This window comes from Polaribacter marinus (assembly GCF_022662535.1).
Lineage (GTDB): Bacteria > Bacteroidota > Bacteroidia > Flavobacteriales > Flavobacteriaceae > Polaribacter > Polaribacter marinus.
Genome location: NZ_JAKQYM010000007.1, coordinates 91849 through 115534 on the forward strand (window position 1 = coordinate 91849; position 23686 = coordinate 115534).

The window sequence follows — 23686 nt, forward strand, 5'->3', positions numbered from 1 at the left end:
TAGCCCTGATTGAACGGCCTGTTTGAGCTCTTTTGAGGAATGAAAAAAGCGAGTAGTGAAAGCAGGAAATAGCTTTAAAAAAAAATAAATAAAATGAAAGGACAAAAATATCGTTGGAAAAAAGAGTATTCATTGGTTTTAATAGCTAATGCGATATATATTATTGCATTTTATTTTATTACAAATTATTTTACAGTTTAATTCATGGAAATAGAAAGCAAATTACACGCTGTAGATTGGATTGTTTTATCTGTAACTTTAATTTTTATTGTTGCTTACGGTACATATGTTACTCGAAAAAATGATAATGTTACTGATTATATAAAAGGGGGTAGCGACTCAAAATGGTGGACCATTGGTTTGTCTGTAATGGCAACACAAGCCAGTGCCATAACTTTTTTATCAACACCAGGACAAGCATTTCATAGTGGTATGGGATTTGTACAATTTTACTTTGGTTTGCCTATTGCCATGGTAATTATTTGTGTGGTTTTTATTCCTATTTATCACAAGTTAAAAGTGTATACAGCATACGAGTTTTTAGAAGGGAGATTTGATTTAAAAACCAGAAGTTTAGCCGCAATTTTATTTTTAATTCAAAGAGGATTGGCAGCAGGAATTACCATTTTTGCTCCTGCAATTATTTTAAGCGCTGTGTTAGATTGGGATTTATTAACACTAAATATTATTATTGGTTTTTTAGTCATTATTTACACGGTTTCTGGAGGAACAAAAGCTGTGAACGTAACTCAAAAACAACAAATGATTATTATTTTTATAGGAATGCTTATTGCTTTTTTTATGATTATGAGTAAGCTTCCTGAAAACATTACGTTTACCAATGCCTTAGAAATTGCTGGTGCAAGTGATAAAATGCAAGTATTAGATTTTTCTTTCGATTTAAGTAATAGATACACTGTTTGGACAGGGATTTTAGGAGGAACTTTTTTAATGTTATCTTATTTTGGAACAGATCAAAGTCAGGTACAGCGTTATTTATCTGGTAAGTCTGTTAGAGAGAGTCAGCTTGGTTTGATTTTTAACGGATTGTTAAAGGTGCCAATGCAGTTTTTTATTTTGTTGATTGGTGTAATGGTGTTTGTTTTTTATCAATTTAATGCCTCTCCTTTAAACTTTAATCCTACAGCAAATGAAGCGGTTCAAAAATCAACATTTGTTACAGAATATCAAGAATTAGAAAAAGAACATATTAAAATAGAAAATGATAAAAGACTGTTGTTTTCTGACGGATTTCAAATTGAAGAGAAAGCAAAAATTCAATCTTTAAATGCAAAAGATTTAGCATTAAAGGCATCTGCTAAAAAAATTATTAAACAGGTTGATGAACAGAATTCCTTAAAGAAGATTGAGTCTAACGATAAAGACTATGTGTTTATTCACTTTATTTTAAACAATTTACCAAGAGGATTGATTGGACTTTTGTTAGCCGTAATTTTATCCGCAGCAATGTCATCTACAGCATCAGAATTAAATGCCTTAGCAAGTACAACAGCAATAGACTTGTATAAACGCAATGTGAGTGAAGAAAAAAGTGAAGCGCATTATGTAAAAGCATCAAAATGGTTTACCTTGTTATGGGGTATTATAGCTATTTCTGTGGCTTGTGTGGCTAATTTAGTTGACAATTTAATTCAGCTTGTAAACATTATTGGATCTATTTTTTACGGAAATGTTTTGGGTATTTTCTTACTTGCTTTCTTTATTAAATTTGTAAAAGGAAATGCTGTTTTTGTGGCCGCTTTAATTACGCAAGCTTTAATTATAGGGGTTTTTCTTTTAGATTGGTTACCATATTTATGGCTAAATTTATTAGGATGTGCTTTAGTAATGGGAATCGCAATTTTTATTCAGACTATTTTCCCTACAAAAAAAGAAAAGATAGATGATTTAGATACGATAGGGGGCCATTAAATATTGGGTTTAATTTTTTCTTTGTTTCGTAATTTTTTTTGAAGAAATTTAACCCAAGTATTCCATTTTGTTGCTTTTTTGTTTTCTGAGAAGTTATTTTCTAATTTGTCAAATGCATCTTCAATCAAAGCATTGTGTAGAGGACGAATAACAAAGATCCATATTAATAATCCTTTTCCTTTTGCATGCATGTCAATTGTATGCTTAATTTCTGTTTTATTTTTTTCGGATTCGTTTATTTCGAATTTATGAATCCCGTTAAATCCGACAGGTTTAGAAAATCGAAATAGAATAACTTTTGCTGGATTATGTATTTCTACCTTATACCTAATTGGTCCGTGTCCACCTTTTGCTCCAACTTTAATTCCACCATTAAATTTCATTTCTGGCCAATTTTCTTTAGGCCATATTTTGTCATTTGATAAGGATAAGGTTTTTAGTATTTCTGTTACTTTATTTTTAGGTTGATTTACGATACGTTTATGAATATTTAGAACTTTCAATTTGACTTAATTTTAGAATTTAAAGATTTGATTTTACAAAGTAAGAGTATATGTAGCCAAGTTATCTTTTTTGTGTTTAATAGGTAATCTTTAGAGCAAAAAAAATCTCAAGAATTTACTTGAGATTTTTAATTAGTTTCGTTTGGTCAATTTATTATTCTACATCAAATTGTACACCTACGTATACATTTTCCCAAAGTAAGCCTAAGGCAGCCGATGTGTTTTTTAAATCATCAAAAGTAATTGTAAAGGTTTCAATTTTTACAGGCATTTCTTGTACTTGAGCAGAAACTTTAAGAGCTACTTTACTTTCATCCCATTTTTTTGGATTTCCCCAATTTGTTGCGTCAGAGTAAAAAATCACATCCCAAGATTCTTTATTTGGAATTGTATATAAAGCATAAGTTCCTGCTTTTAATTTTTTTCCGCCAACAGTAACATCTTTGCTAAAAGTAATTTTAGTGTTTTCATTAGCACCTGTTCTCCATACTTTTCCATAAGGAACTAAATCTCCAAAAATAGCTCTTCCTTTCATTCCTGGTCTAGAAAATTCTACCGTTACATCTGTAAAACCTACCGTTTGTATAATCTTAGAATATGGACTTGCTTTAGGTTTTTTTTGAGCTGTTGTGGTAAAAGTAATGGCTACAACAAATAAGCTTAATAATAATTTTTTCATGGTTTTCTTCGTTTTTAGTTTTGATAAAATTACGATTTCAAAAAATGACAATTGTTAACAAAACCTTAAAATAAAGCAATGTATCTTTGTCTTTAATTTTTAAAAATACCAAGAAATAGGTTTGTTATTTCTTGTAAATTAATAAAAGAGTACAATTGTTTCTATGAAAAACATAAGTGTTTTAGGTTGTGGTTGGTTAGGGAAATCTTTGGCTGTTTCATTGTTAAATGAAGGCTTTATTGTAAAAGGATCTACTACATCAGAAGAGAAATTGGATTTGTTAGAAATCAATGGTATTGTGCCTTTTATAATTGATATTGCTTCTTTTGAAGAGTTTGATGAATTTCTAAATTCAGATATTTTAATCATTGCAATTACCTCTAAAGACATTGATGGTTTTGAAAATTTAATTTCACAAATAGAAAACTCATCTATACAAAAAGTAATCTTTATTTCATCAACTTCGGTTTATGGAAGTTTAAACAAAGTAATGACAGAAGAAGATGAAGTTTTAAATACTCCGTTAACAGAAATTGAAAATCTGTTTAGAGTAAACACTTTTTTCGAAACTACAATTATTCGTTTTGCAGGTTTGTTTGGGGATGAAAGACATCCTTCAAGCTGGTTTAAGAACAAACGAAAAATTCCGCAACCAAAAGGGTTTGTTAACCTGATTCATAAAGAAGATTGCATTGAAATTATTCATGAAATTATTGATCAAAATTGTTGGAATCAAACTTTTAATGCCTGTTCTAATCACCATCCTACAAGAAGAGAATTCTATACAATAGCAAAATTAAGTAACGATTTAGAGCTTCCAGAATTTGAAGAAAACGAAATGTATAAATGGAAGATTATCAGCTCTAAAAAAGTACAAGATGTTTTAGGTTATACTTTTATTCATGATGATATGCTAAGTATATAAGTAAATAGAAATCATTTTACAAAGTGCTTTTTTAAGCGGTTAATCAATGTCTATTATTTTGGGGCAATGTTTGTAAAAAAAATTACTTAGTGTATTTTCTTTTTCTTAAATAATTAAAAATTACTCCGAAAGAAAATAATAAAATTAACGGTAATCCGATATTTAAAAACTGCCAATAAGTACGCTCTTTAAAGGCTTTTTGCTTATCTAATATATTGATTTTTAAAGTTTTATTTCTTAGTTCCATCAAGCCAACATCATCTAATAAATAATCCACAGAATTCAATAAAAAATCTTTATTACCAAATTCTTCATTGGTCCATTTATCTCTAGATAGATCTGTTGGTTTTCCTTTTAAAATTTGATTTTTTCCCACATCACCATCAGCAACTACAATCATTTTATTATTGGTAGCGTTTTCTTTAAAAAGCGATGTTTCAAAAGGTTTTACACGGTTTTTATATGCCGAGTTAAAATCGCCTTCTAATAATACAGCAAATAACTGATGTCCACTTACATAATCTGTTTCTACAGGTTCTTCAGCAATAGATTGCAATTCTATAAAACTTGGAGTTCCTATTTTTTGTGTTAATGAAGAACTCACTAGTAAAGGTGTTTTTTTAATGTTGTTTTTTAATGTATCTATTTGATTGGTAAACTGTAATCTTACTGGAGCAACATTTTTTGTAATTGCACTATTTTTGTTTCCACCTACTAATGGGTGAAAAAACCAATCTAAGTTTTGAAACTGAGTTTGATTACCAACAGTTCCTGTTGCCAAAGAAATTTTTGCAGAATATAAATCTTTGATTAAGGTAGAATTGATTCGAATTCCATAAGAAAACAATAAATCTGTTAAATTTAAATCTCTAGGATAAGCCAGCATTCTTCCGTTATTAAACAGACTATCTTGGTCTGCTTGTACATTATCTAGCATCCACAAGGTTTTTCCTCCGTTGGCTATAAACTGGTCTAAAACAAACTTTTCTTTTGCTGTAAATTTCTCTGTAGGTTTTGCAATAATTGCCAAGTCTAAAGAAGTTAAATCTTTTAAAGTTTGCTGTGGATTTGTGGCTACGGAATCTAAGGTAAATTTTGCCAATCTGTATTTTTTAGCAACTTCACTTAAAAAACTATATTGATAAATATCTTGTAATTCTCCATTTCCGGTAATAACTGCAACTCTTTTTTGATTTTTTTGAGTAACAGAATTGATGGCATTAGAAAAACTGTATTCTAAATTCTCTATGGCTTTTTGTAACTGTTCTTCTTGTGATGCAACAATTGCAGAAGGAAGCAAAGAAACAATAGTGGTTTTTTTTCCAAAATTGATTTCTGCCCATGGAAAAATAATTGCTTCAGATAGTTTCCCGTCTTCTTCAACAGTTAACTGACTTGGCATCATTCCTTTTTTAATCAGCTCTTCTCGTTGATTGTTTGGGTTTTGAAATTGAATTTTTAAGTTTGAATTTTTAGCGGCTAATTCTTCTAAAAACTGACTTGTTTCAATTTGTAATCTTTTAAATTCTGATGGAAAATCACCTTCTAGATATACCGTAATAAATAAAGTTTTATCAACCTTAGAAATTATTGCATTTGTGGTTTTAGAAAGTGTGTATCGTTTGTCAGCTGTTAAATCTAAACGTTTGTAAATAGATTGATTTACAGTGTTTAAAATCAATAAACCAATAAATAGAACTATTATGTTTTTTATTTTTTTATTCATTTTCTAATCGTGTTTTAGTGATGAATAAAAAGAAAATAGTTAGGCTTAAAAAGTAAATGATATCTCTTGTATCTATAACTCCTCGCGAAATACTTTTAAAATGTTCATTAATTCCCATTTTTTTAATAGTGATAGAATCATTCCCAAAAGAACTAGAAATTGCATCAAATCCATAGAATAAGATAAAAGTGATAAACACACCTAAAATAAAAGCTACAATTTGATTTTTTGATAATGTTGATGTAAATAAACCTACAGCCGTATATGTTGATGCTAAAAATAACAAACCAATATATGAGCCAATTGTACTACCAAAATCTAAATTTCCAATTGGGTTTCCTAATTGATATACAGTATATACATATGTAAAAGTTGGAATTAAAGCGACGACAATTAATAAAAGAGATGCCCAAAATTTACCTAAAACAATTTGCCAATTAGAAAGAGGTTTTGTTTTTAAGAGCTCTATGGTTCCACTGTTAAATTCATCTGCAAAACTTTTCATGGTAATGGCAGGAATCAAAAATATAAAGACCCAAGGGGCTAAAAAGAAAAATGGATTTATATCTGCAAAACCAGCGTTTAAAATATTGTAATCGTCTTTAAAGACCCATAGAAACAAACCATTTACCAACAAAAAAATGCCAATGACTAAGTAGGCAATTGGGCTTGCAAAAAATGAGTTAAATTCTTTTTTTAATATTGCTATCAATGTTTATTTTTTAAATAGTTTCTAAGTTGTAGCGATTTGATTTTTGATAACTGCTAAAGAATAAATTCTATTATCATCAAATCCTTCATCTTTTCTTTCTGGTTGAAAAACAAAATCTTGTTTCTCTAACAACGCAATAGAAGCCATATTATTTTTGTGCGTAAAAGCTTCAATTGTTTTTAATCCAAGGTTTTTAAAACCAAAATTAACAACTTCTTTGAGTGTTTCAGTCATAAAACCTTTTTCTTGGTAGTTTGGATGTAATTCGTAGCCAATTTCAGCATCTTTTTCTTCGATTCTAAAATTACGTAAACCAACAGTTCCAATTAACTCTTTATTTTGTTTTGACTCTATAACCCAAAATATGCCACTATTAGTACTAACTAAATTAGAAATTTGATCTATAAAAGCTCTAGCTTCTGAAAGGTTTTTGGGTATGTCTCGTTTTATAAACGTGTTTACACTTTTATTTGTTCTTAATCCAAAAATGGCTTTTGCATCGTCTAAATTTAAAGCTCTTAGGGTTAGCCTTTCTGTTTCTAAAATAGGGAAAATAGTAAAATCGAAATTCATTTAATACTGTTTTGTTTTAATTTTTTATTGTAAACTTATTTTTTTATCAACACTCCAAGCTTCTGGTTTATTGTTGAATAAAGCCTTAGTTTTTGCCCAAACATCTTTAAAAAGAGCTGAGTTTTTATAATTTTCTAAATCACTTTCATTTTCCCAATAAGAATAAGTAAAAAAGATTTCAGGATTATTTTTATCTTGATAAAGTTCTAATAAATTACATCCTTGAGATGCTCTGATGAATTCTTTTTTTGCCTCAAAGATTGATGAAAATTCTTCGATGTGTTTTGAGTGAAAACTCATTTTTACAATTCGTACAAACATATATTAATTTAAAGATGTAAATTCTTTTTTAGGTTCTGTAATAAAATCAATAATAATGGAGTCTCTATAACCTAACCCTAATAAAGTTGATGCTCCTCCAACGGTATCTAAATTGCTTCTGTAAATAGCAATTTCTAAATAACCAGCAGAATTAAAAAGTGCTAATTTATGCCCTTCATATTGTTGGTTGGTATAAGAACTGTTGCTAGCAACTTCATTATATTTTGTGAATATTTTAGAAAAAGAATGATTTCTAGCATTGACTACAAAATCTCTTCCTTTGCCAATTTCTTTAAACATTTTATGACTAATGTTGGTAATTACATTTCCGTAATTATCAATATAAACAATACCTCCAATAATTTGATTTTGTTGTTGATTTACTTTTGGTTGGATTTCTATAATTTTCTTAAAGTCAAAAATTTCTTTTCCTATAACTGTTAAATTTCCTCCTCTGGCAATAAAACAAGCAACTTGTACAAAAACATCTAACACAGGAAAACTACTCTCTATTCTATCATGAATATTAATTTCTACAATTTTAGTAGGCTGAATTTCTGATGCAATCATAGAAATTAATCCATTATCAGGACAAACAAAAAAATGATTATCTAATTCGATTGCAATGTGCTTGTTGTCTTCACTCAATTCAGAGTCAACCCCAACAATGTGTATGGTTCCGTCCGGAAAACTCTTATAAGAATTTTTTAAAATATATGCTGTTTCGGTAATGTTAAAAGGAGAAATTTCATGTGTAATGTCTACAATTTTAGCATCAGAAAGCTCTGAGTAAATAGCTCCTTTTACAGCGCCAACAAAGTGGTCTTTGGTTCCAAAATCTGTTGTTAAAGTAATAAAAGACATTAAAAGATGGCTGTTAATTAATTGTGTAAAAGTTGTTAACTATTTTACGCAAATCTAATCATTTTAGAAAATTTATTCGCTATTTTTAGTTGAAATATAATTGTGATCAATTTATAAAAAATAAACATTTGAACGAACGCATAATCGAGTTAACGGAAATAAGCCCAAAAGATTTCTTTGGCGCTCAAAATAGTACAATTGAGCAACTAAAAAGATATTTTCCTAAAATCAAAATTGTAGCTAGAGGCTCAAAATTAAAGATCTACGGAGAAGCAGAACTTTTAGATGATTTTGAAATCCGTTTAGAACGTTTGATAAAGTATTTCAATCGTTATAATAAGTTAGACGAAAATAGTGTTGAACGCATTTTAACTTCAAACGGAAATGAAGAAAAAACAATTGCTTCTAAAAAAGCAAAAGATGTTTTAGTTCATGGTGTAGGCGGAAAGTTGATAAAAGCTCAGACAGATAATCAACGTAAAATGGTTTCTTTGATGGGAAAAAACGATATGCTTTTTGCCGTAGGACCAGCGGGAACAGGAAAAACATATACCGCTGTAGCTTTGGCTGTAAAAGCTTTGAAAGAAAAAGAAGTTAGGCGAATCATATTAACCAGACCCGCTGTAGAATCTGGAGAGAATCTAGGATTTCTTCCCGGTGATTTAAAAGAGAAGTTAGATCCTTATATGCAACCCTTGTACGATGGATTAAGAGATATGATACCTCATGAAAAATTAGAATCATATTTAGAAAAAGGAGTTATTCAAATTGCACCTTTGGCTTTTATGCGTGGTAGAACTTTAGACAATGCATTTGTAATTTTAGATGAAGCACAAAATACAACCCACAATCAAATGAAAATGTTCTTAACAAGAATGGGGAAAAGTGCAAAATTTATTATTACTGGTGATCCTGGACAAATAGATTTACCTAGAAAACAAGTCTCAGGATTAAAAGAATCTTTACTTGCTTTAAAAGATATTGAAGGAATTGCACAAGTATATTTAGATGATAAAGATGTGGTAAGGCATAAATTGGTAAGAAAAATTATTGGTGCCTATAAAAGCATAGAAACAGAATGATAAAAATAACAAAAGAGAAATTAGATTTACAAGATTATTTTTACATTGGTTATTTGTATTTAATTATTTTAGGAATTGTAAGCGATGCAATTTTTTATGGGATATTTGGTGTTTCTTATTTGAATTATACAACAATTTTAGATGCGTTAATCTCTCCTTTAAGTTTATTAGCTAATAATTGGGTTTTATCATTTTTCTTAATATTTATGTTTGGTTTAATGTATCTGTATTTTACAAGATGGATGCCAAAATTGTATAAATATCTAAGAGTTAAAAAATGGTATCAAAAAATATATAATATCAAAAAATGGGATAAAAGGTATGAAAAGTTAGAAGATAAGAAAAACTTAATACCGGGGTTAATGATTTTATTTTTCTTACTTTTTGTTTCAATGAGAACAGGAATGGGACTAGGAATGAAACATAAATATCAAACTAAAGAAATCAGTCCAAATTATACGCTTGTTTTTAAAAACAATGAAAAATTAGATGTTAGAAAAATTGGTCAAAATTCTGCTTATTTCTTTTATTTTATTCCTGGAGAAACAGAGATAACAGCTACCCCAATTTCAGATAATTTAAAGCAAATAAAACGTTTAAAAAAGAAGAAAAAATAACTTTTTAAATTACTATTTTTGCACAAACAACAACACAACAATTATAATGAATACAATTAACGAAACTAACTTTCAGTTTCCAAACCAAAAGTCTGTTTATAAGGGAAAAGTAAGAGAGGTTTATAATATTAATGATGAACTTTTAGTGATGGTTGCCACAGATAGGTTGTCTGCTTTCGATGTTATTTTGCCACGTCAAATTCCGTTTAAAGGTCAGATTTTAAATCAGATTGCAACAAAGATGATGAATGAAACAGCTGATATTGTTCCGAATTGGTTAATTGCCAATCCAGATGAAAATGTTGCTGTTGGTCATTTATGTGAACCATTTAAAGTAGAAATGGTCATTCGTGGATATTTATCTGGACACGCCGCAAGAGAATATCAATTGGGTAAAAGAGTTTTATGTGGTGTAGAAATGGCAGAAGGATTAAAGGAAAATGATAAGTTTCCAACTCCTATAATAACGCCATCTACAAAAGCAGATAACGGAGCACACGATGAAGATATTTCTCGTTCAGATATTTTATCAAAAGGAATTGTTTCTGAAGAAGATTATTTAGTTTTAGAAGATTTTACACGTAAACTGTTTGAAAGAGGAACCAAAATTGCTGCTTCTAGAGGTTTAATTTTAGTAGATACTAAATACGAATTTGGAAAAACCAAAGAAGGTAAAATTGTTTTAATTGATGAAATTCACACACCAGATTCTTCTCGTTATTTTTACGCAAAAGGCTATCAAGACAGACAAGATAAAGGAGCATCTCAAAAACAATTGTCTAAAGAATTTGTAAGACAATGGTTAATTGAAAACGGATTTCAAGGAAAAGAAAATCAGCAAATACCTAAAATGTCTGATGAGAAAATTATAGAAATCTCTAATAGATATATAGAATTATACGAACAAATTACTGGAGAAGTTTTTGTAAAAGCTTCAACAGAAAATGTATTAAATAGAATAGAGAAGAATGTGAATTCTTTTTTAACAAACAAAAACAAACAATAATGATTATAGAACCAAGAACAAGAGGATTTATTTGTTTAACAGCACATCCAACAGGTTGTGAGCAAAATGTAATTGAACAAATAGAATATGTAAAATCAAAAGGACTTATTAATGGCCCAAAAAAAGTGCTAGTAATTGGATCGTCAACTGGATTTGGATTGGCATCTAGAATATCTAGTGCTTTTGGATCTGATGCTGCTACAATTGGGGTCTTTTTTGACAAGCCTTCTGCACCTGGAAAAACAGGTTCTGCAGGTTATTACAATACAGCAGCTTTTGAAAAACATGCTCATAAAGCAGGTTTATATGCAAAAAGTATAAATGGTGATGCGTTTTCTAATGAAATTAAACGCAAAACTATGGATATGATTAAAGAAGATTTAGGTCAAGTAGATTTGGTTATTTATAGTTTGGCTTCACCGGTAAGAACACACCCAGATACAGGAGTTCGATACAAATCGGTATTGAAACCAATAGGAGGAGTATTTTCTAATAAAACAGTAGATTTTCATACTGGAAAAGTATCAGAAATTTCTATAAAACCAGCAGAAGGAGATGATGTTGCAAATACAGTTGCAGTTATGGGTGGTGAAGATTGGAAAATGTGGATGGATGCATTAAAATCTGAGAATTTATTGTCAGAAGGAGCAACTACTGTTGCCTATTCTTATATTGGCCCAAAACTAACAGAAGCTGTTTATAGAAAAGGAACCATTGGAGCTGCAAAAGATCATTTAGAAGCAACAGCATTTACTATTTCAGATGATTTAAAATCTATTGGAGGAAAGGCATATGTTTCTGTAAATAAAGCATTGGTAACCCAAGCTAGTTCTGCAATTCCTGTAATTCCTTTATATATTTCGTTGTTGTATAAAATCATGAAAGCAAACGGAACTCATGAAGGTTGTATCGAACAAATTCAACGTTTGTATAGCCAAAGACTTTTTGGCGGAAACTTAGATTTGGATGATAAAGGAAGAATAAGAATTGACGATTTGGAAATGCGTGAAGATGTACAAGCCGAAATTGATAAATTATGGCAAACTGCATCTACAGAAAACTTAGCTGAAATTGGAGATTTAGAAGGATATAGTAATGATTTCTTTAATTTATTTGGTTTTAAAGTTGATGGAGTTGACTATGAGGCAGATGTTAATGAAATGGTAGCCATTCCAAGCGAAAAGTAACTTTTAACTTAAACGAACTTAAAACCTCACAGATGCTTTAATTTGTGAGGTTTTTATTTTTTCTTATATCTTTAACAAATTTGTAAAATGAAAGCTGTAACGGTAAAAAAAATCAAAGATGAATTAGCTCATCAATCTACATCAGAATTGATTGAGCTGTGTTTACAACTGTCAAAATTTAAAAAAGAAAACAAAGAATTACTAACCTATTTGTTGTTTGAATCTCATAATGAAGAGAGATATATAGAAAGTGTAAAAGCATATGTAGATGAACTTTTTGAACAGATAAATATTAAGAGCTATTTCTATATCAGAAAAAGTGTTCGTAAAATTTTAACGCTTACTAAAAAGTACATTAGATATTCTAAAAAGAAAGAAACAGAAGTAGAATTATTACTTCATTTTTGTCGGAAATTAAAAGATTTTAAACCCTCAATAAAAAAGAGTCCGAGATTGATCGCTACTTTTGATAGGCAAATAATTTTAATCAAAAAAGCAGTAGAAACACTGCATGAAGATTTACAATATGATTACCAACTTGAATTAAATAACCTGGCAGAAAATGCATAAAGAAAGACCCGTTTTATCAGGTTTAATTAAAGAAGGAACTAGAGATTTAGAACAATTTCAAAATCATGTAGTAAGACCAATTATAAAAATGCAACATACATTGTTAATTGCTTTTTTAAAAAATCATCTTGAAAAAAGAAAAGTAGATTTTTCTGTTTTACCAGATAAGAAAAAGAGAAGTAAAGTTTCTTCATTTTTTAAAACAGATAATAATTTTAAAAATATCATACTAGGTTTTATTGTTGGACATTTTTCTGTAGAAGAGTTTGATTTTTATTTAGAAAACTCATCAGAAATAAATAGAAGAATTTTGCAAATAACTTTGCAAAGAATTAAAGATAGTATTGGTGAATTGCAATAAAAAAGCCGCTGTAATTTTTACAGCGACTTATATTTTTATTGAAAAAATAAGTTTTATTTACTTTTGCTCTGTTGCAAGTTTCTTTTGATATCTTCCTTGAACTACATCAACAATTATTAAAATAGCTAATACAAAATAGAAAGTTGTTTTACTCATTGGTACAATTTCTTCTTCGAAAATTTTAATATGTGCTAGATGTCCTCCTTCTGTAACTAGCATGATTCCAACAATAAAAAGGATAAAGAGTCCTAACACTTCATACATTCTGTTTTTTGATAAGAAAGTAGATATTCTATCAGCCATCACAAGCATTAATAAACCACTAATTACAATAGCAATAGCCATTACAATAAAAGCAGTTGTAGAACTTTCTATTTCGCTAGTAAGCCCAATGGCAGCTAAAATTGAATCAAAAGAGAAGACTAAATTCATTAATACAATACTAGTAATAACTGCATTTGAAGATTTTGTGCTTCTGTCTGTAGCCATATCCGAAACTTCAAGTCCTTTTGTAGAAATCATATGCCAAATTTCTTTAATTGCTGTATAAATGATAAATCCACCACCTAATAAAACAATAATACTATGTCCGTTAAAAGCAAAATGTACCACATCTTTTATGCCTCCAGTTAAAAAAGAAAAAGGCTCTTGAAAAAACTCGATGATAGAAACAAGTATAAATAACAATACGATTCTTAATACGATGGCTATTAAAATTCCAACTTTTCTTACTCTTTTTTGATCGGCTTCTGGAGCTTTTTTAGATTCTAAAGAAATGTATAAAAGATTGTCAAATCCTAATACTGCTTGTAGTAAAATTAGCATCAGTAATGTGAAAAGAATTCCTAACATAGTTTTTTATTGTTTGATGAGAGTTTCAACCTCAAATATATTTGGATTGTAGAAAATACACAATTTTTATTTACTTTAGTTTCAGGTCAAAAGGTTATTTATTAAATAAAAAGATATTTCCATAAAATTCTTAAGCTTACAAAAGCAATTAAAATTGCGGTAGCTTTTTTTAGTTGTATAGGAGTATAGTTATTGTTACTGATTCTACTACCGATTTGTCCGCCAATAAAAACAGTGATTAAAAGGATTGATGTTAAGTTCCAGTCAATTACAAAATTAGGATTAGCATACTGACCAAGCAATCCTGCAAAAGAATTTACTAAAATAAAAACACTTGCTGTGGCTGCAATTTTTTTAGGGGTATCCCAATTTGTAAGATGCAAAAGCGGTGCTAAAAAAATGCCACCACCAATTCCTACCATTCCAGATATAAATCCAATAATCCCTCCAAATCCACCGTTTTTAATAAGTTTCAAATTTGTTTTCTTTTCATCTGAAGAAATAATTCGTTTAGAGGCCCACATTGTAATGGCTGCAAATAATAATGTAAATCCTAATAAAATAAAAAAGAATTGCTGACTAATTTTTAATTTTCCACCTAAATAAGCAAAGGGAATACTCAAGGAAATTAATGGAAGAACTTTTTTCCAATCAATCTTTTTCTGTTGATAAAATAAAAAAACATTACCAGAAACGACAACGATATTACATAAAAGTGCAGTGGCTCTAATTTGGGTGAAAATAATTCCTGTTAAAGCTAAAATGGCTAAATAACTAGAACCGCCACCAAAACCTACAGAAGAGTATAAGACAGCAACGATGAAAAATAATAAAATAATATGCCAGTAAGTTATAATTATTTCTAGTATCAAGATTAATATTTTAACAATTTTATTAAGTTATTTTCAATTAGTTGTTTAAAGTTTTATATTGCTCTCAGTAATCAATGAAAAACAATATGGATTCATCAAAAGAAAAAAAATACTGGAAAAAGAATTTGAAATATTTATCAATATTATTATGTATTTGGTTTTTAGTTTCCTTTGTGTTTGGTATTCTTTTAGTAGATGAGTTAAATACTATTCGGTTAGGTGGTTTTAAACTTGGTTTTTGGTTTGCGCAACAAGGCTCTATTTATGTTTTTGTTATTTTAATTTTTGTTTATATCAAACTTATGAATCGGTTAGATAAAGAATTTGGATATAATAATTAAAGGTAAAAAAAATAAACAAGATAAGAAGGTAAATTATGAGTATTCAAATTTGGACGTGGATTTTAGTAGGAATCACTTTTACATTATATATAGGTATCGCAATTTGGTCTAGAGCAGGTTCTACAAAAGAGTTTTATGTTGCAGGAGGAGGAGTTTCTCCTTTAGCTAACGGATTAGCAACAGCTGCAGATTGGATGTCTGCAGCATCATTTATCTCTATGGCAGGACTTATTTCCTTTAATGGTTATGATGGTTCTGTATATTTAATGGGGTGGACAGGTGGTTATGTTTTATTAGCTTTATTGTTAGCTCCATATTTAAGAAAATTTGGAAAATTTACAGTTCCAGATTTTATTGGAGATCGTTATTACTCAAATGTCGCAAGAAGTGTAGCTGTTTTTTGTGCACTTTTAGTTTCGTTTACATATGTAGCAGGTCAAATGCGAGGAGTAGGTTTGGTTTTCTCTCGTTTTTTAGAAGTTGATATCAATACAGGTGTTATCATTGGAATGATTATCGTTTTGTTTTATGCTGTTTTAGGTGGGATGAAAGGAATTACCTATACGCAGGTAGCTCAATATTGTGTTTTGATTTTCGCTTTTATGGTTCCAGCAATTTTTATATCGATTCAAATGACAGGAAATCCAATTCCACAATTAGGCTTTGGTGGAGCAGATGAAAATGGAGTTTATCTTTTGGATAAATTAGATGGATTACACAAAGAATTGGGGTTTGCAGCATATACTTCAGGTAGCAAAACTACATTAGATGTATTTTTAATTACAGCAGCTTTAATGTTTGGTACAGCTGGTTTACCTCATGTTATTGTTCGTTTTTTTACAGTAAAAAAAGTTTCTGATGCTCGTAAATCTGCAGGGTGGGCTTTATTACTGATTGCAATTTTATATACAACTGCACCAGCAATTTCACTTTTTTCTAGAACTAATTTGATAGAAACAGTAAGTAATAAAGAATATAAAAAATTACCTGAATGGTTTGGGAATTGGGAAAAAACAGGATTGATAAAATTTGATGATAAAAATAATGATGGAAGAGTTCAGTATTTGGCAGATGCCTCTAAAAATGAATTAATTGTAGATAAAGATATTATGGTTTTGGCAAACCCTGAAATAGCAGGTTTACCTAATTGGGTAATTGCACTGGTAGCTGCCGGTGCTTTGGCTGCAGCTTTATCTACAGCAGCAGGTTTGTTGTTGGTAATATCTGCATCTGTTTCTCATGATTTGATCAAAAAAATGATCAACCCAAATATTACAGAAAAAGGAGAGTTAATTGCAGCAAGACTATCTGCAGTTGTTGCGGTTTGTGTTGCAGGTTATTTCGGAATTAATCCACCAGATTTTGTTGCGGCAACAGTTGCTCTGGCTTTTGGTTTGGCTGCAGCATCCTTTTTTCCAGCAATAATTTTAGGGATTTTTAGCAAAAGAATGAATAAAGAAGGAGCAATTTTAGGAATGCTTATTGGAATTTTATTAATGCTTTTTTATATGATGAAATTCAAATTTGATTGGTTTGGTGGAGGTACTAAGGAAGATTGGTGGTTTGGGATTTCATCAGAAGGTTTTGGAACTGTGGCTATGATAGTAAACTTTTTTGTTGCTATAGTTGTTTCAAGATTTACACCAGAACCGCCAGAAGAAGTTAGAGAAATTGTAGAAAGTATTAGAATACCAAGTGGAGCAGGTGATGCTACTCACTAAAATATTATAAAGAATTAATAGACTTCTTAAATTGTTGAGGAGTCATTAATTCCATCTTTTTAAACTGTCTATTAAAATAACTAGTATTGTTAAATCCTGCTTTAAAAGCAATTTCAGACATTCTAACATCTTTAGATTCTTTAATGAGTTTTTTAGAAAATTTAATTTTTTCAGAATTGATATAATCAATAGGAGAAACACCTAAGGTATTTTTAAATTGCTTATGAAAATGAGAAGTGCTCATATAGGCTTTCTTTGCTAACACATCTACACTAATGTCTTTATTGGTTAAGTTTTCTTTAATGTATTTAATAACGGTTCCAATTCTTGTGTCATTAAAAATATTGTTTTCATCATTAAGAATTAATGACTTTGCTTTGGTTTGTAATAATCGTACAATTAATTCTTGAATCATTAAATCTAACAATACGTCTTTAGATTTATTGTTGTTTGTAAAAGTGTATGTCAAGCGTTTTACTAAATGATTTACATCAGTATTATTAATTAAGTGAGATGTATTTGCATCTAAATTCCAATTATTGTTTTCGTTTTCAATAGCAGTCATTCTATTAAAATTTTGGACAACTTCCTCAATTTTAAAAGCATCAATACCTAATGCTAAACATTGTGTTGGGTTGTTTTCTGTAGCTATTGGAAAATCGATAACCATTTCCTTATTGGTTGGCATTACAACAGATTCTCCAGGGAAAAATTCAAAAGAAGGAATTCCATCAATATGCATTATTTTTTTTCCTGTAAGCATGCTTGCAATAATAGGGAAATCAAAAACTAAAGCTACTTTTTCTGCAAAAGCATGAGTTTCGTAGATATTAAGTTCTGCATATTCGGCACTATAAGTTGTTCTATTTTCTACTAAAGTAGTGAGTTTTCTATGGTTTTTATGTTGATTTAATATATGACTCATATACAATAATACAAAAATATTATTTCTTAGTAATTAAATAATAGATATGTTCAATATATTGATAAATATGTTCAATTGGTTTAGAATATGATAAAATACCTTTATAAAAATTAAATATAATCTATTTTTTAGATTAAAATATTAACTAATTACTAATTATTAAAATAATGCTTATGAGTTATTCTAAACCAAAATTTAAAGAGAAATATTCTAATTTTATTAATGGAAAATTTGTTGAACCCATCGGTGGACAATATTTTGATAATACTTCTCCAATAGATAATAGTTTAATTGCAAAATACCCACGTTCTCAAAAAGAAGATGTAGAGCTAGCTTTAGATGCAGCAAATGCAGCAAAGGAAGCTTGGGGAAATACTTCAGCAACAGAAAGAGCTACTTTGTTAAATAAAGTTGCAGATATTATTGAGGCTAATTTAGAGGAATTTGCTTTGGTTGAAACCTGTGATAATGGTAAACCTATTCGAGAAACTTTAAATGCAGATGTTCCATTAGCAGTAGATCATTGGCGTTATTTTGCGGCTTGTATTCGTTCAGAAGAAGGTAGTGCAACAGAGTTAGATCAGAATACTTTGTCAATGAATATTAAAGAGCCATTAGGGGTTATAGGACAAATTATTCCATGGAACTTTCCTTTGTTAATGTTGTCTTGGAAATTACCTCCAGCATTAGTAACAGGAAATTGTGTGGTTTTAAAACCTGCAGAACAAACACCTTCTTCGGCAACTTTATTAATGGAAAAAATTGCAGATGTTTTTCCTCCTGGAGTTGTAAATATTGTACATGGTTTTGGTCCTGAAGCAGGTAAGCCTTTGGCATCTAGTTCAAGGGTAGATAAAGTGGCCTTTACTGGTGAAACTACAACTGGTCAATTAATTATGCAATACGCATCAAAAAATCTAAATCCTGTAACTATGGAGTTAGGAGGTAAATCTCCAAACGTTTTCTTTAATTCTGTGATGGATGCCGATGATGCTTATTTAGATAAAGCAATTGAAGGTGCAGTCTTATTCGCTTTTAATCAAGGTGAAGTTTGTACGTGTCCTTCTAGAATTCTAGTACAAGAAGATATTTACGATGCTTTTATGGCACGTGTTGTTGAAAGAACCAATGCTATCATTCAAGACAATCCTTATGATATAAATACAATGGTTGGTGCGCAAGCATCTAATGATCAATATCAAAAAATTCAATCTTATTTTAAAATTGGTAAAGACGAGGGGGCAAAAGTTTTAACAGGTGGAGCTGCAAATAAATTAAGTGGAGATTTAGCAAACGGTTTTTATATTAAGCCAACGATATTAGAAGGACATAATAAGATGAGAGTTTTCCAAGAAGAAATTTTTGGACCTGTAGTATGTGTAACCAAATTTAAAGATGAAGCAGAAGCCATAGAAATTGCAAATGATACCCTTTACGGTTTAGGTGCTGGAGTTTGGACAAGAGATGCACATCAGTTATATCAAATACCAAGAGCAATCAAAGCTGGTCGTGTTTGGGTAAATTGTTATCATGCTTATCCTGCACATGCTCCATTTGGAGGCTATAAAAAATCTGGATTTGGTAGAGAAAATCACGTGATGATGTTAAATTACTATCGTCAAACTAAAAATATGTTAATTTCTTACGATAAGAATAAATTAGGTTTCTTTTAGTAGAAAACAAAAAGCTTGAAAGGCTGAACTACTATTGTATTTCAGCCTTTTTTAATATCTTTATATGATGAAAAGAGTAACAATTACCAAAAAAGCAGCAAAAGTTTTAGAGCAATTAAAAGAGAAACATGGAGATTTGATTTTTCATCAAAGCGGTGGTTGTTGTGACGGTTCTGCCCCAATGATTTTAGAAAAAGGAGATTTATATTTAGACGAAAGTGATGTGCTTTTAGGTGTTGTTGAAGGTGTGAATTTTTATATGAATCAAGATCAGTTTGAATATTGGAAACACACACATTTAACAATAGATATAACAGAAGGTAGAGGAGCTAGCTTTTCTTTAGAAATTCCTCTTGGATTGCGATTTTTAATTCACTCTAGATTATTAACAGATAAAGAAGATAATTTTTTTAACTCTAAAAAATAAAGCTATGAAATATCAAAATTTTTATAATAAAAGCATTGAAGATCCAAAAGAGTTTTGGGAATTACAAGCCAACAAAATTGATTGGTTTAAAGCTCCAAAAACCATTTTATCTAAAGATCAATATAATTACAATCAATGGTTTAAAGACGGAGAACTTAACTTAAGCTATTTATGTATAGATAAACATATTAATGAGGGCTTTGGAGAACAAAATGCAATTATTTATGATTCACCAGTAACCAATACAAAACAACATATTACTTTTAATAATTTACATCATGAGGTTTCTAAATTAGCAGGAGGTTTACAGCAATTAGGTTTGCAAAAAGGAGATACTTGTATCATTTATATGCCAATGATTCCACAGGCATTGTATGCAATGTTAGCCTGCGCTAGAATTGGTGTTATACATTCTGTTGTATTTGGTGGTTTTGCGCCACATGAATTAGCTATTCGTATTGATGATTGTAAGCCTAAAGTTATCATAACTGCATCAAACGGAATAGAAATAGAACGTATTATTCCATACAAACCCTTTGTAGATGAAGCAATTGTTAAAGCAACATACAAACCAAAACATGTGATTGTTTTTGAAAGACAATTAATTGTTGAAATCCCGATGAAAAATTATGATGTAGATTATACTTCTTTGGTAGAAAGGTCACCCGCTATTGAAGCGGTTCCTATGGAGTCTACACATCCATCTTATATTTTATACACTTCAGGAACTACCGGAACACCTAAAGGAATAATTAGAGATACAGGTGGTTATGCAACTGCTTTAAAATTTTCAATGAAATATATTTATGGAGTTAATGAAGGAGAAACCTTTTGGGCTGCAAGTGATGTGGGCTGGGTTGTAGGGCATAGTTTTATTACTTACGGACCTTTATTAAATAGAAATACAACAATTTTGTTTGAAGGGAAACCTATTAGAACTCCAGATGCATCAACTTTTTGGCGTGTTATTAGTGAGCATAAAGTAAAAGCAATGTTTACTGCACCAACAGCTATTAGAGCTATTAAAAAAGAAGATCCAACAGGGGAAATGGTAAAAGGGTATGATTTGTCTTGTTTAAAATATCAATTTTTAGCTGGTGAACGTTGTGATGTAGCCACATTAAATTGGGCTGAAGAAAAATTAAAGGTACCTGTAATTGATCATTGGTGGCAAACAGAAAGTGGGTGGCCAATGCTAGCAAATATGGTAGGTGTTGATTTACAAAAAATTAAACCAGGATCAGCTGGTTTACCTGTATGTGGTTATGAAATTCAAATTTTAAATGAAGAAGGTGAAGAGGTTGCATCCAGTGTAGAAGGGTATGTAGCGGTAAAATTACCTTTACCTCCAGGGACGTTAAGTAATCTCTGGAATAATCCAGAACGTTTTAGATTAGGTTATTTAGAACGGTTTCCGGGTTATTATTTTACAGGAGATGGAGGGTATGTTGATGAGGACGGTTATGTATTTATTACCGGTAGAGTAGATGATATTATTAATGTTGCAGGACATAGATTGTCTACAGCAGAAATGGAAGAAGTTGTTGCTGCTCATAAATCAGTAGCAGAATGTGCTGTTTTTGGAGTACATTGTGAAATTAAAGGACAAAAGCCATTAGGTTTAGTTGTTTTAAAACATGATGAAGTATCCGAAGAGCAAACAATTCAAAAAGAAATTATTAAAGATGTTCGAAAAGAAATTGGAGCAGTTGCGTCTTTTAGAGATGTACTAATTGTTAATCGATTGCCAAAAACAAGAAGTGGAAAAATTCTTCGTAAATTGCTGCGTAATATTGCAGATGAAATGAATTATAATATCCCTTCAACTATTGATGATCCAAGTATTATCAAAGAAATAATTATGGTTTATAAAGCCAATCAAATAGGAATACATAAAAATTAATTAATAATGAGTAACTATCACATAAAACATTTAGAAGAATATTATCAAGTTTATAGAAAATCGGTTAGAAATCCTGAAGGTTTTTGGGAAGAAATAGCAGAAGAACATTTTATATGGCGAAAAAAATGGGATAAAGTTTTAGAATGGGATTTTTCTAAACCAGAAATAAAATGGTTTCAAGGAGCTAAGTTAAATATTACCGAAAATTGTATTGATAGGCATTTGGCAACTCGTGGAGATAAAACGGCTATTTTATTTGAACCTAATAACCCAGATGAACCATCAGAACATATAACTTATAAAGATCTATATCATAGAGTAAATAAGTTTGCAAATGTTTTAAAAGAAAATGGAATTCAAAAAGGAGATCGAGTTTGTATTTATGTTCCTATGATTCCAGAGCTAGCAATTGCTACATTGGCTTGTGCTAGAATTGGTGCCATACATTCTGTTGTTTTTGCTGGTTTTTCTGCAACTGCCTTATCAACTAGAATAAACGATTCTGATTGTAAAATGGTAATTACTGCAGATGGTTCTTATAGAGGTAAAAAAACAATCGATTTAAAAGGAATTGTAGATGAAGCCTTAGAAAATTGTTCTTCTGTAAAAACTGTTTTGGTAACCAAAAGAATCAATTCAGATATTTCTATGAAAGAAGGGCGTGATAAATGGTTACAACCCTTGTTGGATAATGCGTCAAATCAATGTAAAGCAGAAATAATGGACGCAGAAGATCCGTTATTTATTTTATATACTTCGGGCTCTACAGGAAAGCCAAAAGGAATGGTACATACAACTGCTGGGTATATGGTATATACAGCCTATACTTTTAAAAACGCATTTCAGTATAGAGAAAATGATGTGTATTGGTGTACTGCTGATATCGGTTGGATTACAGGTCATTCTTACATTGTTTATGGCCCGTTAGCAAATGGAGCAACTACTGTACTTTTTGAAGGGGTACCAAGCTATCCTGATTTTGGGCGTTTTTGGCAAATTATAGAAAAACATAAAGTCAATCAGTTTTATACTGCTCCTACTGCAATTAGAGCACTGGCTAAACAAGGTACAGAATTGGTAGATAATTACGATTTGTCTTCATTAAAAGTATTAGGTTCTGTAGGAGAACCTATAAATGAAGAAGCATGGCATTGGTATAATGACAATGTTGGAAAGAAGAAAAGCCCAATTATTGATACATGGTGGCAAACAGAAACAGGTGGAATTATGATTACGCCTATACCTTACGTAACACCTACAAAACCGACTTATGCAACCTTACCGTTTATAGGAATTCAGCCTGCATTAATAGATGAAAACGGAGAAGAATTAAAAGGAAATCAAGTTGATGGAAGGTTGTGTATAAAATTTCCTTGGCCAAGTATTGCTAGAACTATTTGGGGAAATCACGAACGTTATAAAGATACCTATTTCTCTGCGTTTGAAAATATGTATTTTACAGGAGATGGTGCTTTACGTGATGAGGTTGGTTATTATAGAATTACAGGTAGAGTAGATGATGTAATTATTGTGTCTGGTCATAATTTAGGAACTGCACCTATAGAAGATGCTATTAATGAACATCCTGCAGTTGCAGAGAGCGCAATTGTTGGTTTTCCTCATGATATAAAAGGAAGTGCTTTGTATGGTTATATTACCTTAAAAGATGTTGGTGAATCTAGAAATCACCAAAACTTAAGTCATGAGATTAATCAATTAATAGCAGATAGAATTGGGCCAATTGCAAAACTAGATAAAATTCAGTTTACACTTGGATTGCCAAAAACTCGTTCAGGAAAAATAATGAGAAGAATATTACGTAAAATAGCTTCAAATGAAATGGAAAACTTAGGAGATGTTTCTACTTTGTTAAATCCAGAATGTGTACAAAATATAATAGATAATAGGTTGTAA

General features: G+C 30.2%; 24 protein-coding genes. 14 read left to right on the top strand and 10 right to left on the bottom strand.

What is annotated here, in order from left to right; genetic code table 11:
- Positions 1–204: 204 nt before the first annotated feature.
- Positions 205–1932 (top strand): sodium:solute symporter family protein, encoded by a 1728-nt coding sequence (locus MC378_RS10640; RefSeq protein ID WP_242178749.1) that lies wholly within the window; start codon positions 205–207, stop codon positions 1930–1932.
- Here the strand turns inward: MC378_RS10640 and MC378_RS10645 are convergent.
- Together MC378_RS10645 and MC378_RS10650 are read right to left on the bottom strand one after the other, a co-directional pair.
- Positions 1929–2435 carry a hypothetical protein gene (locus MC378_RS10645; RefSeq protein WP_242178750.1) on the bottom strand — a complete coding sequence of 169 codons (507 nt, stop codon included), beginning with the start codon at positions 2433–2435 and terminating at the stop codon, positions 1929–1931. The two genes, MC378_RS10640 and MC378_RS10645, sit on opposite strands and share 4 nt — an antisense overlap.
- 154 nt (positions 2436–2589) lie before the next feature.
- Positions 2590–3114: a DUF2911 domain-containing protein gene (locus MC378_RS10650; protein WP_242178751.1), complete on the bottom strand. Its 525-nt coding sequence runs from the start codon at positions 3112–3114 to the stop codon at positions 2590–2592.
- A 163-nt stretch (positions 3115–3277) separates the two neighbouring features.
- Here MC378_RS10650 and MC378_RS10655 point away from each other — a divergent pair, with 163 nt between their 5' ends.
- Complete coding sequence (locus MC378_RS10655; RefSeq protein ID WP_242178752.1) at positions 3278–4039, top strand: Rossmann-fold NAD(P)-binding domain-containing protein; 762 nt, start codon at positions 3278–3280, stop codon at positions 4037–4039.
- A gap of 82 nt (positions 4040–4121) precedes the next feature.
- On the opposite strand, the gene gldG is transcribed toward MC378_RS10655, so the two are convergent.
- The 5 genes from gldG to MC378_RS10680 are packed head-to-tail and all read right to left on the bottom strand — an operon-like array spanning position 4122 to position 8235.
- Positions 4122–5765: a gliding motility-associated ABC transporter substrate-binding protein GldG gene (gldG, locus tag MC378_RS10660; RefSeq protein WP_242178753.1), complete on the bottom strand. Its 1644-nt coding sequence runs from the start codon at positions 5763–5765 to the stop codon at positions 4122–4124.
- Positions 5758–6477 (bottom strand): gliding motility-associated ABC transporter permease subunit GldF, encoded by a 720-nt coding sequence (gene gldF / locus MC378_RS10665; RefSeq protein WP_242178754.1) that lies wholly within the window; start codon positions 6475–6477, stop codon positions 5758–5760. The genes gldG and gldF overlap by 8 nt, the downstream gene beginning before the upstream one ends.
- Before the next feature lie 21 nt (positions 6478–6498).
- Positions 6499–7050 carry a GNAT family N-acetyltransferase gene (locus MC378_RS10670; RefSeq protein WP_242178755.1) on the bottom strand — a complete coding sequence of 184 codons (552 nt, stop codon included), beginning with the start codon at positions 7048–7050 and terminating at the stop codon, positions 6499–6501.
- A 24-nt stretch (positions 7051–7074) separates the two neighbouring features.
- The gene (locus tag MC378_RS10675) at positions 7075–7371 is read right to left on the bottom strand and encodes a putative quinol monooxygenase (protein WP_242178756.1); all 297 of its coding nucleotides are present in this window, start codon (positions 7369–7371) and stop codon (positions 7075–7077) included.
- A 3-nt stretch (positions 7372–7374) separates the two neighbouring features.
- Complete coding sequence (locus MC378_RS10680) at positions 7375–8235, bottom strand: SAM hydrolase/SAM-dependent halogenase family protein (protein ID WP_242178757.1); 861 nt, start codon at positions 8233–8235, stop codon at positions 7375–7377.
- Positions 8236–8363: 128 nt separating this feature from the next.
- Here MC378_RS10680 and MC378_RS10685 point away from each other — a divergent pair, with 128 nt between their 5' ends.
- The 6 genes from MC378_RS10685 (at position 8364) to MC378_RS10710 (ending at position 13058) form a co-directional block, all read left to right on the top strand.
- Positions 8364–9317, top strand: a complete 954-nt coding sequence (locus MC378_RS10685; protein ID WP_242178758.1) for a PhoH family protein — start codon at positions 8364–8366, stop codon at positions 9315–9317.
- Positions 9314–9934 (top strand): hypothetical protein, encoded by a 621-nt coding sequence (locus MC378_RS10690; protein ID WP_242178759.1) that lies wholly within the window; start codon positions 9314–9316, stop codon positions 9932–9934. The genes MC378_RS10685 and MC378_RS10690 overlap by 4 nt, the downstream gene beginning before the upstream one ends.
- Before the next feature lie 46 nt (positions 9935–9980).
- The gene (locus MC378_RS10695; protein WP_242178760.1) at positions 9981–10940 is read left to right on the top strand and encodes a phosphoribosylaminoimidazolesuccinocarboxamide synthase; all 960 of its coding nucleotides are present in this window, start codon (positions 9981–9983) and stop codon (positions 10938–10940) included.
- Entirely contained in the window at positions 10940–12127 is a 1188-nt protein-coding gene (gene fabV, locus MC378_RS10700; protein ID WP_242178761.1) for an enoyl-ACP reductase FabV, read from the top strand. Before MC378_RS10695 ends, fabV begins: the two co-directional genes overlap by 1 nt.
- An 87-nt stretch (positions 12128–12214) precedes the next feature.
- The gene (locus MC378_RS10705; protein ID WP_242178762.1) at positions 12215–12697 is read left to right on the top strand and encodes a hypothetical protein; all 483 of its coding nucleotides are present in this window, start codon (positions 12215–12217) and stop codon (positions 12695–12697) included.
- On the top strand, positions 12690–13058 hold the full coding sequence (locus MC378_RS10710) for a glyoxalase (RefSeq protein WP_242178763.1): 369 nt from the start codon (positions 12690–12692) through the stop codon (positions 13056–13058). Before MC378_RS10705 ends, MC378_RS10710 begins: the two co-directional genes overlap by 8 nt.
- Positions 13059–13115: 57 nt before the next feature.
- Here MC378_RS10710 and MC378_RS10715 read toward each other — a convergent pair whose 3' ends face one another.
- Complete coding sequence (locus tag MC378_RS10715; RefSeq protein ID WP_242178764.1) at positions 13116–13910, bottom strand: TerC family protein; 795 nt, start codon at positions 13908–13910, stop codon at positions 13116–13118.
- Between the two features lie 101 nt (positions 13911–14011).
- The gene (locus MC378_RS10720) at positions 14012–14782 is read right to left on the bottom strand and encodes a sulfite exporter TauE/SafE family protein (protein WP_242178765.1); all 771 of its coding nucleotides are present in this window, start codon (positions 14780–14782) and stop codon (positions 14012–14014) included.
- Positions 14783–14868: 86 nt separating this feature from the next.
- On the opposite strand from MC378_RS10720, the gene MC378_RS10725 reads away from it, so the two are divergent.
- Positions 14869–15123 (top strand): DUF4212 domain-containing protein, encoded by a 255-nt coding sequence (locus MC378_RS10725; protein WP_242178766.1) that lies wholly within the window; start codon positions 14869–14871, stop codon positions 15121–15123.
- A gap of 35 nt (positions 15124–15158) precedes the next feature.
- Positions 15159–16844 carry a sodium:solute symporter family protein gene (locus tag MC378_RS10730; protein WP_242178767.1) on the top strand — a complete coding sequence of 562 codons (1686 nt, stop codon included), beginning with the start codon at positions 15159–15161 and terminating at the stop codon, positions 16842–16844.
- Positions 16845–16848: 4 nt separating this feature from the next.
- Here MC378_RS10730 and MC378_RS10735 read toward each other — a convergent pair whose 3' ends face one another.
- Positions 16849–17769 (bottom strand): AraC family transcriptional regulator, encoded by a 921-nt coding sequence (locus MC378_RS10735; RefSeq protein WP_242178768.1) that lies wholly within the window; start codon positions 17767–17769, stop codon positions 16849–16851.
- A gap of 173 nt (positions 17770–17942) precedes the next feature.
- Here MC378_RS10735 and MC378_RS10740 point away from each other — a divergent pair, with 173 nt between their 5' ends.
- The 4 genes from MC378_RS10740 to acs all read left to right on the top strand — a co-directional run bounded on the left by MC378_RS10740 (position 17943) and on the right by acs (position 23686).
- Complete coding sequence (locus MC378_RS10740; RefSeq protein ID WP_242178769.1) at positions 17943–19442, top strand: aldehyde dehydrogenase family protein; 1500 nt, start codon at positions 17943–17945, stop codon at positions 19440–19442.
- Positions 19443–19509: 67 nt separating this feature from the next.
- Positions 19510–19869: a DUF779 domain-containing protein gene (locus MC378_RS10745; protein ID WP_242178838.1), complete on the top strand. Its 360-nt coding sequence runs from the start codon at positions 19510–19512 to the stop codon at positions 19867–19869.
- 4 nt (positions 19870–19873) lie between these two features.
- On the top strand, positions 19874–21772 hold the full coding sequence (locus MC378_RS10750; protein WP_242178770.1) for an acetate--CoA ligase: 1899 nt from the start codon (positions 19874–19876) through the stop codon (positions 21770–21772).
- Positions 21773–21778: 6 nt separating this feature from the next.
- A complete protein-coding gene (acs, locus tag MC378_RS10755) occupies positions 21779–23686 on the top strand; it encodes an acetate--CoA ligase (RefSeq protein ID WP_242178771.1) in 1908 nt (635 codons plus the stop codon).

Coding starts and splice junctions, on each gene's coding strand:
- MC378_RS10690 (WP_242178759.1), top strand. CDS start 9,314: ATGATAAAAATAACAAAAGAGAAATTAGATTTACAAGATTATTTTTAC.
- MC378_RS10715 (WP_242178764.1), bottom strand. CDS start 13,910: ATGTTAGGAATTCTTTTCACATTACTGATGCTAATTTTACTACAAGCA.
- MC378_RS10640 (WP_242178749.1), top strand. CDS start 205: ATGGAAATAGAAAGCAAATTACACGCTGTAGATTGGATTGTTTTATCT.
- MC378_RS10695 (WP_242178760.1), top strand. CDS start 9,981: ATGAATACAATTAACGAAACTAACTTTCAGTTTCCAAACCAAAAGTCT.
- MC378_RS10740 (WP_242178769.1), top strand. CDS start 17,943: ATGAGTTATTCTAAACCAAAATTTAAAGAGAAATATTCTAATTTTATT.
- gldG (WP_242178753.1), bottom strand. CDS start 5,765: ATGAATAAAAAAATAAAAAACATAATAGTTCTATTTATTGGTTTATTG.
- MC378_RS10710 (WP_242178763.1), top strand. CDS start 12,690: ATGCATAAAGAAAGACCCGTTTTATCAGGTTTAATTAAAGAAGGAACT.
- MC378_RS10745 (WP_242178838.1), top strand. CDS start 19,510: ATGAAAAGAGTAACAATTACCAAAAAAGCAGCAAAAGTTTTAGAGCAA.
- MC378_RS10705 (WP_242178762.1), top strand. CDS start 12,215: ATGAAAGCTGTAACGGTAAAAAAAATCAAAGATGAATTAGCTCATCAA.
- fabV (WP_242178761.1), top strand. CDS start 10,940: ATGATTATAGAACCAAGAACAAGAGGATTTATTTGTTTAACAGCACAT.
- MC378_RS10675 (WP_242178756.1), bottom strand. CDS start 7,371: ATGTTTGTACGAATTGTAAAAATGAGTTTTCACTCAAAACACATCGAA.
- acs (WP_242178771.1), top strand. CDS start 21,779: ATGAGTAACTATCACATAAAACATTTAGAAGAATATTATCAAGTTTAT.
- MC378_RS10650 (WP_242178751.1), bottom strand. CDS start 3,114: ATGAAAAAATTATTATTAAGCTTATTTGTTGTAGCCATTACTTTTACC.
- MC378_RS10735 (WP_242178768.1), bottom strand. CDS start 17,769: ATGAGTCATATATTAAATCAACATAAAAACCATAGAAAACTCACTACT.
- MC378_RS10670 (WP_242178755.1), bottom strand. CDS start 7,050: ATGAATTTCGATTTTACTATTTTCCCTATTTTAGAAACAGAAAGGCTA.
- MC378_RS10655 (WP_242178752.1), top strand. CDS start 3,278: ATGAAAAACATAAGTGTTTTAGGTTGTGGTTGGTTAGGGAAATCTTTG.
- MC378_RS10750 (WP_242178770.1), top strand. CDS start 19,874: ATGAAATATCAAAATTTTTATAATAAAAGCATTGAAGATCCAAAAGAG.
- MC378_RS10725 (WP_242178766.1), top strand. CDS start 14,869: ATGGATTCATCAAAAGAAAAAAAATACTGGAAAAAGAATTTGAAATAT.
- MC378_RS10680 (WP_242178757.1), bottom strand. CDS start 8,235: ATGTCTTTTATTACTTTAACAACAGATTTTGGAACCAAAGACCACTTT.
- MC378_RS10730 (WP_242178767.1), top strand. CDS start 15,159: ATGAGTATTCAAATTTGGACGTGGATTTTAGTAGGAATCACTTTTACA.